Genomic DNA, 7,267 nt, shown 5'->3' on the forward strand with positions numbered 1-7,267 from the left:
GAACCATAAGTGATAGAGCATCACTGGTTTAAGCGGTGTTCCTGACTGCGGGTCAGAGGGTGCGGACAACCTCGTCGTAGGAGAACTTGGGCTTGGCCGCACCATAGGCGTCGGCTCCGGGCTGGCCGATGTTGACCACTAGGAAGCTCTTCTGGTCACCTGCCGGGAAGAATTCGGCATCGATGGCGGCGAAGTTGGCGCCCGTCATGGGGCCGGCGGCAAAGCCCAGGGTGCGGACGGCCAGGATGAAGTAGCCGGCCTGCAGGTGCGCGTTGTTGTTGCCCGTGGCGGCGGCCAGGGCGGGATCGGCGTCGTACATGGCCTTGGGGGCGTTGTAGCCGGGCAGGAAGTTGTCCCACTGGCCGGCCCAGTCGGTGTCATAGCTGAGGACGGCAACGAGCGGCGCGGAGGCGGTCTTGGCCTTGTTGCCGTTGGCAAGGGTATCCACCAGCTTGGCGCGGGCCTCGTCGGAGCGGATGTAGGTCACGCGCAGCGGCTGGGAGTTGAAGGCCGTGGGGCCGAACTTGGTCAGCTCGTAGATGGCGCGGGCCTGGTCCTCGGTGACATCCCCCGTGAAGGAGTTGGCGGTGCGGGCCTCGGCGAAAATCGCGTCGACGGCTGCGGAATCGATAACCGCTTCTTCATGGGCAATGGTCATTGGCTTACCTTTCGCTGTACCTCCCCGTTCACGGGGGGGAGACTTGTTGCTTCCTATGGTTGCAACTTCAACTGAAGTTGTCCTCTTCCCGTGACGGCCCGTGACGTTCACCACAGCAGCGCCGCGCGGTAGTCTGTTGCCAGCAAATCCCCGCCCTCCACGGCGCCCTCCCCACCTTTGAAAGGCCCCGCCCCCATGAGCATGCTCGGAACCAAATGGAAGCTGCACGGCACCGGCAAGGCCATCAAACCGGGCCAGGTGGTGGCGCCGGACGAGCGGCTGGCCTGGCCACTGACCATCGGGGTGGGCATGCAGCACGTGGTGGCCATGTTCGGCGCCACCTTCCTGGTTCCGATCATCACGGGCATGCCGCCTGCCACCACCCTGCTTTTCTCCGGCATTGGTACCCTGCTGTTCCTGGTGATCACCCGCGGGAAGGTGCCCAGCTACCTCGGCTCGAGCTTCGCGTTCATCGCACCCATTACGGCGTCGCAGGCGCAGTTCGGTGTGGCCGGCGCCCTGGGCGGCGTGGTTGTGGCCGGTGCGGCGCTGGCCCTGGTGGGGGCCATTGTCCAGAAGTTCGGATCAGGCTGGATCAACCGCCTGATGCCCCCCATTGTCACGGGCGCGATCGTCGCCCTGATTGGCCTCAACCTCGCGCCGGCGGCCAAGGACAACTTCGACAAAGCCCCCATCACCGCGGTGATCACCCTGGCCACCATCATCCTGGTCAGCGTTTTGTTCCGCGGGATCCTGGGCCGGCTCAGCATCCTGGTGGGCGTGGTGGTGGGGTACCTCGTGGCCATGCTCCGCGGTGAGGTCAGCTACGAAAAGATGGACGCCGCAGCCTGGGTGGGGCTGCCCCAGTTCCAGACCCCTGAGTTCCACATCGGCGTCCTGGGCCTTTTTGTCCCCGTGGTCCTGGTGCTGGTGGCAGAAAACATCGGGCACGTGAAGTCCGTGGCGGCCATGACCGGGCAGAACCTCGACGGCGTCTCCGGACGTGCGCTGATGGCCGACGGCGCCGCCACGGTACTGGCCGGCTTCGGCGGCGGATCTGGCACCACCACGTACGCGGAAAACATCGGCGTGATGGCAGCCACCAAGGTCTATTCGACGGCGGCCTACTGGGTGGCGGGCATGTTTGCCATCCTGCTGAGCTTCTCGCCCAAGTTCGGTGAACTCATCGCCACCGTCCCGGCCGGCGTCCTGGGCGGCGCGGCCACCATGCTGTACGGCATGATCGGCATCCTGGGTGTCAAGATCTGGGTGCAGAACAAGGTGAACTTCGCCAACCCGGTGAACCTGACCACCGCGGCCGTGGCCCTGATCATCGGCATCGCCGATTACACCTGGACCATCGGCGACCTGACGTTCACAGGCATCGCCCTGGGGTCGGCTGCGGCGCTGGTGATTTACCACGGCATGAAGGCCATCGCCAAAGCCCGGGGCACCGTGGCGGAACCCGAAATGGAGCCGGCCCCCCTTCCGCCCGCGGCGAAGGCCGCCGCCAACGCTGCGGCTAAACGCGCCAGGAAGCGCTAGCTTCCGGAGCCGGCCCCGGTTCCGTTCCGGGCACAGCCTGGGGCCGGATGACTGGGCCTTCCGGCGCCGGGCCTGGAACCACAACGTGCAGGGCATCCCGGAGGTCCAGTTCGTGGCTCAGCGCCTGCGCCTGCAGGATGCGCAGCGCCGCCTCACGGCTGAGGCCGTATTCGTTCATCAGGCCCCGCGCGGCCAGATCCACCAGCACCAGGGAGCTTCGGACCACGGCGATCCCCGCCGCGGACTCCGCCCGGCCGGCCACCTGCGCCACCATCCGGAGGGCGCCCGCCACTTTCCGGGCGTAGCTGGTACTGCGGAGGATGTCATCACTGGTGAAGGTGTAGGGCTCCGGGGAATACAGCGTGATGGCGGCGCTGCCGGCCCCCTCGGACACGATGGGGACGGCCAGCAGCGACAGGACGCCGTGGCCGGCCGCGGCGCTGGAGTACCCGGGCCAGCGCCTGTCCACTGCCAAATCGGACAGGAGGACGAACTCACCGCTGCCCAGGGCTGCCAGCACCGGCCCGTCAGCGAACGAACACTGTTCCCGGTCGGCGGCCCGGGCCTGCTCACTGCTGGCGGCGAGGGTCCGGGATGACCCCTGCCGGAAGATGGTGGCCGCCCACCCAATGCCCCGGTCCGCGGCCCTGATGTCCGTCATGAACCCGCGGGTCATCTCCCCGAGATAGTTCTCCACGTCCTTGCTGTCGAGAACTGGCTCGGGTGGAACTGGAAGCGGTCCCCAGCCGACCTGCCCCGAAGGTTCAGCAGCCATGTTCCAGCCTTGCTCGTGTCCGTTGCGGCCTGCCATGAAGCCTTGTTCAAGGATACGTCGCGGCGGCGCTCCGGCGGGAGGTTTTCAGGCACCCGCAGGCACCAGGTTATGCCTCGGGACGCACCCGCCCGGAGGTCGTACCGGAAGCCGGCTCTACGCCGGCGGCGGATGCGCCGCGAGAGGGTGCCGGCACGGGAAAGGCCTCCGTCCAGCCTTGGGGAAGGATGAACGGAGGCCTCCGGAACAGGGGTGCCTGCTCAGCCGGCGGCGAAGTCCTCGCCGTCGTCGTCCTTCGGGGACTTTTCCTGCGGAAGATCGTTGCCGCTGCCATCCGGGACGCCGGCCGCCTCCTGCCCCGGCTCCGAAGAGACAGGCGCGGACCCCTTGGAGTCATCATTGGTTTCGTCGATCTCCGCCGCAGCGGACGGCAGGTCCATGTCGCGTGCCACGGGCGTGTCGCCGTCGGCCTGGGACTCGTTGGTGGCGGCGTCGCCCTGATGCTGGGCGCTGCCGGCCGTTTCCTGCTCGGCCGTCGGCGTACCGTAGCCTCCCGGGTCCTTCTCGGGCTCTGCGTGCTGGTTGTCCTGTGCCATGGTTCCTCCTGGTTGCTGGTGTGGAGCGGGGTTTTGCTGGTGGGGAGCTGGGGTTGGTTGGCCGTCAGAGGCCTTTGCCGCCGGTCACGGGCAGCACCGCGCCGGAGATGTATGACCCGTCCTCGGACGCCAGCAGCACGTAGGCTGCCGCGAGTTCTGCGGGCTGGCCGGCCCTTTCGAGGGGCGTGTCCTGGCCGAAGGACGGAAGCTTGTCCGGCCATTCGGTGGCGGGGATGAGGGGCGTCCAGATGGGGCCGGGCGCCACCGCGTTGACCCGGATTCCCTTGGGCCCGAGCTCCTGGGCCAGCGCCTTGGTGAACGCCACCTGTGCTGCCTTGGTCATGGCGTAATCGATCAGCGCTGGGGAAGGATTGAAGGCCTGGATGGAGGCCGTGGTGATGATGGCGGATCCGGCCTTCAGGTGCGGTACCGCGGCCCGGGCGGTCCACAGCAGGGAGTAGAGGTTGGTCTTGAACACCCGGTCGAATTCCTCGGTGGGCAGCGTCGCCAGGCTTTCCCGGTTTTTCTGGTAGGCGGCGTTGAGGACCACCACGTCCAGCCGGCCGAACTCCGCAGCCGTTTCGTCGGCAATACGCGTGCTGAACTCCTCCTCCCGGCCGTCTCCGGCGAAGAGGAGGGCCCGCTGGCCCGCCTTCCGGATCCAGGCCGCGGTGTCCTGCGCGTCGTCCTCCTCCTCGGGAAGGTAGGAGATGGCAACGTCGGCACCTTCGCGGGCGAACGCGATGGCCGTGGCCTTGCCGATCCCGGAATCGCCGCCGGTGATGAGGGCGGCCTTGCCCTGGAGCTTGCCGTGCCCCTCGTAGCTGAGTTCGCCGTGGTCCGGGGTGGGGTCCATGGGGGCCGTGAGGCCGGGCTGCTTTTGTTCCTGTTCCGGGAACGGGCCCGCGTGGTAACCGCCCCGGGGGTCTGTGGGCTGAGTGGTCTGCTTGTTCGTTCCGCTCATGGTCCGCCTGCCTGTGTCGGGTTTCGAAGAGCTTCGCCGGGTACCTGTCTTTCGAAGCTATCCCGGCCGGCGGACCGAAGTCCACCGTTTCCGTGCGAATAATCAGCAAACTTATCAAATATTGTTTCCGGACGCAGCAGCCTTGTTTCTCTGTAGCGGAGGAGTAGAAATGGATCAGCACCGATGCACGGCAGAAGGAGGCGGCGTGTCCGCAGTGGAGGACTACACTGGCCCGACCGGGAGGAATGAAACCCGGGAGGAGCAGCTGGACCGGAACTGGGCCGAACTCCTGCAGGAACTGCGGGTCCTGCAGACCGGCGTGCAGATCCTTGCGGGCTTCCTCCTGACCCTGCCTTTCCAGGAGCGGTTTGGGGACCTGGACCGGTTCCAGGTCACCCTCTACCTGGTCAACGTGGTGGTTGCCGCGCTGACCACCGCGTTCATCCTGTCGCCCGTCAGTGTGCACCGGCGGCTCTTCCGCAAGCGGCTGAAGGAAACCCTGGTCTCCAGCGCCGATGCCATCACCAAGATCGCCCTGGCAGGGATCGCCCTGCTGAGCGCCGGAACGGCCGCCCTGGTGTTCGACGTGACCGCAGGCCGGCAGGCGGGGCTGACAGCCGGTGGGGTACTGCTGGCCGTCATGGTGGTGCTCCTGGTCTACGTTCCGCTGCACTTGAACAGGCGTGCCGCCGCTGCAGGCAACGGCGGCACATGAAGGAGGGCCGAAATATGGGCAGATGGGCCAAGGAGCACGGACTGCTCCTGGCGAACGCCGGACTGTTCCTGGTGTTCTTCGGCGGGATGATCCTTTCCGGCGCCGCATCGTACAGCGACGAGCAGCAGGCACACGGCGAGGCAGCGGTCTCCGTGCTGGAGTTCCTTGGCACCGGGGCGTTTGTGGAGGCCACCTTCGAGAACTGGGAGTCGGAATTCCTCCAGATGGCCATGTACGTGATCCTGACGGTTTTCCTGTTCCAGAAAGGCTCCTCGGAGTCGAAGCCGATGGGAAAGGCGGCCCCGCAGGACCAGGACCCCCGGGACGCCACCGTGGATAAATCCACGCCGTGGCCGGTGAAGCGGGGCGGTGCCGCGCTGGTGCTCTACGAGCACTCGCTGTCCATCCTGCTGCTTCTGCTGTTCCTGGCGTCCTTCGCCCTGCATGCCGTGGGCGGCGCAGCAGCCTACAGCGAGGACCAGCTAAGCCACGGCGCGGCGCCGGTCACGGTCCTGCAGTACCTGGCCACCAGCCGGTTCTGGTTCGAGTCCTTCCAGAACTGGCAGAGCGAATTCCTGGCCGTCGCCGTGCTGGTGGGAGCGTCGGTGTACCTCCGGGAAAAGGGGTCCCCGGAGTCCAAGCCCGTTGCCGAACCCCATTACGAGACGGGCTCGTAGCGCTCCCGGCCCGGGAAATCCCCGCCCGGCCCAACCGGGCCCGGCCGGCGCAGCGCCAAGTGCCGGCAGGTCCGCCGGGGGGTCAGGCGCCTTCCAGGACCTGCGTGGTGGCCCGGGTCAGGTACTTTGCGGCGTTTGCGATCGCTTCTTCCGGGCTTCCGGCCACGTCCAGCAGCTGGGCGGCGGCCACCACGCCATGTCCGGCCAGGTCTTCGGGCGTCACCAGGATCCGGCCGGCCACCACAATCACGGGGATGCCGCGGTCGCGTGCGGCATCTGCCAGGGCGATCGGCGCTTTGCCGGTGAGGGACTGTGAGTCCATGGATCCTTCGCCGGTGATCACCAGGTCGGCTGAGCCGAGCTGGTGGGCGAGGCCGGTCAGTCCGGCAACCAGCGCAAAGCCGCCTTCCAACGTGGCGCCGGTGAAGGCCAGGAACGACGCCGGGAAGCCTCCGGCGGCGCCGGCGCCCGGGACGTTCACGTCCCGGCCCGTGGCCTCCCGGAGGATGGACGCCCAGTTGCGGAGCCCGGCGTCGAGCGCTTCGATGGCGTCAGCATCCGCGCCCTTCTGCGGCCCGAAGACGTGTGCTGCGCCGGTGCTGCCGTACAGCGGGTTGCGGACGTCCACGGCGATCCGGAAGGTGGTGGCCGCAAGCCTGGGGTCCAGGCCGGTGCTGTCCAAGGCCACAATGTCCGCCAGCGCGCCACCGCCCAGCGGGACCACATTGCCGGCTGCGTCGAGCGGCTTCAGGCCGAGCGCGCGGAGGGCGCCGCTGCCGCCGTCGGTCATGGCCGAGCCACCCAGGCCCAGCACGATCTCGGTGGCGCCGGCGTCGAGGGCGGCGGCAATCAGCTGGCCGCAGCCGTAGCTGTGGGCACGCAGCGCGTTGGCGGGTGTGGGTTCCATCTCAGCGAGCCCGGAGGCCTGCGCCGTCTCGATCACGGCGGTAACGTGGCCGGCGGCGTCCTTGTGCAGGGCCCAGGCCGCGCCCACCGGGGCAAGGATGGGGCCCACCACGGCGTTGACGCGTTCCTCGTAACCCGCGGCCACTGCCGCTTCCAGGGTGCCCTCGCCGCCGTCGGCGATGGGGAACTGGGTGGCCACCGCGTCAGGGTAGACGCGCAGCGCGCCTTCCGCGATGGCCGCTGCCGCTTCGGCAGCGGTCAGGGAACCCTTGAACTTGTCCGGAGCAATCAGAATGCGCATCCGACCATCATGCCAGCCTGCGGCGGGAAAGCGCTTGCCGGGGTCGCGCCGGGGTGGGGTTTATTACGGCCCTAGCTGTACTCGGCCAGGACGTTGGTTACATCGTGAAAGGGTGAAGACCTCTTAGGTTGGT

General features: G+C 67.7%; 8 protein-coding genes. 3 read left to right on the forward strand and 5 right to left on the reverse strand.

What is annotated here, in order from left to right; genetic code table 11:
- Positions 1-52 precede the first annotated feature (52 nt).
- On the reverse strand, positions 53-658 hold the full coding sequence (locus ASF72_RS19830; RefSeq protein WP_050683715.1) for a malonic semialdehyde reductase: 606 nt from the start codon (positions 656-658) through the stop codon (positions 53-55).
- A gap of 195 nt (positions 659-853) precedes the next feature.
- Here ASF72_RS19830 and ASF72_RS19835 point away from each other — a divergent pair, with 195 nt between their 5' ends.
- Positions 854-2,203, forward strand: a complete 1,350-nt coding sequence (locus ASF72_RS19835) for a uracil-xanthine permease family protein (protein ID WP_056601751.1) — start codon at positions 854-856, stop codon at positions 2,201-2,203.
- Here ASF72_RS19835 and ASF72_RS19840 read toward each other — a convergent pair.
- The 3 genes from ASF72_RS19840 to ASF72_RS19850 form a co-directional block, all read right to left on the reverse strand.
- Complete coding sequence (locus ASF72_RS19840) at positions 2,181-2,978, reverse strand: GAF domain-containing protein (RefSeq protein WP_082178114.1); 798 nt, start codon at positions 2,976-2,978, stop codon at positions 2,181-2,183. The genes ASF72_RS19835 and ASF72_RS19840 overlap by 23 nt on opposite strands.
- Positions 2,979-3,235: 257 nt before the next feature.
- Positions 3,236-3,571 (reverse strand): hypothetical protein, encoded by a 336-nt coding sequence (locus ASF72_RS19845; RefSeq protein WP_050683717.1) that lies wholly within the window; start codon positions 3,569-3,571, stop codon positions 3,236-3,238.
- Between the two features lie 64 nt (positions 3,572-3,635).
- On the reverse strand, positions 3,636-4,535 hold the full coding sequence (locus tag ASF72_RS19850) for an SDR family oxidoreductase (RefSeq protein ID WP_050683718.1): 900 nt from the start codon (positions 4,533-4,535) through the stop codon (positions 3,636-3,638).
- Positions 4,536-4,740: 205 nt separating this feature from the next.
- On the opposite strand from ASF72_RS19850, the gene ASF72_RS19855 reads away from it, so the two are divergent.
- Together ASF72_RS19855 and ASF72_RS19860 are read left to right on the forward strand one after the other, a co-directional pair.
- Positions 4,741-5,250, forward strand: coding sequence for a DUF6328 family protein (locus tag ASF72_RS19855; protein ID WP_056601753.1), 510 nt, complete (start codon positions 4,741-4,743; stop codon positions 5,248-5,250).
- 14 nt (positions 5,251-5,264) lie between these two features.
- Positions 5,265-5,927 carry a DUF6766 family protein gene (locus ASF72_RS19860; RefSeq protein WP_056601755.1) on the forward strand — a complete coding sequence of 221 codons (663 nt, stop codon included), beginning with the start codon at positions 5,265-5,267 and terminating at the stop codon, positions 5,925-5,927.
- 82 nt (positions 5,928-6,009) lie between these two features.
- On the opposite strand, the gene ASF72_RS19865 is transcribed toward ASF72_RS19860, so the two are convergent.
- Entirely contained in the window at positions 6,010-7,134 is a 1,125-nt protein-coding gene (locus ASF72_RS19865) for a glycerate kinase (protein WP_056601756.1), read from the reverse strand.
- Positions 7,135-7,267 lie beyond the last annotated feature (133 nt).

The organism is Arthrobacter sp. Leaf141, assembly GCF_001424565.1.
Classification (GTDB): Bacteria; Actinomycetota; Actinomycetes; order Actinomycetales; family Micrococcaceae; genus Arthrobacter.

Excerpts from the sequence above, each read along its gene's own strand:
- ASF72_RS19830 (WP_050683715.1), bottom strand. The coding sequence starts at position 658 with ATGACCATTGCCCATGAAGAAGCGGTTATCGATTCCGCAGCCGTCGAC.
- ASF72_RS19835 (WP_056601751.1), top strand. The coding sequence starts at position 854 with ATGAGCATGCTCGGAACCAAATGGAAGCTGCACGGCACCGGCAAGGCC.
- ASF72_RS19840 (WP_082178114.1), bottom strand. The coding sequence starts at position 2,978 with ATGGCTGCTGAACCTTCGGGGCAGGTCGGCTGGGGACCGCTTCCAGTT.
- ASF72_RS19845 (WP_050683717.1), bottom strand. The coding sequence starts at position 3,571 with ATGGCACAGGACAACCAGCACGCAGAGCCCGAGAAGGACCCGGGAGGC.
- ASF72_RS19850 (WP_050683718.1), bottom strand. The coding sequence starts at position 4,535 with ATGAGCGGAACGAACAAGCAGACCACTCAGCCCACAGACCCCCGGGGC.
- ASF72_RS19860 (WP_056601755.1), top strand. The coding sequence starts at position 5,265 with ATGGGCAGATGGGCCAAGGAGCACGGACTGCTCCTGGCGAACGCCGGA.
- ASF72_RS19865 (WP_056601756.1), bottom strand. The coding sequence starts at position 7,134 with ATGCGCATTCTGATTGCTCCGGACAAGTTCAAGGGTTCCCTGACCGCT.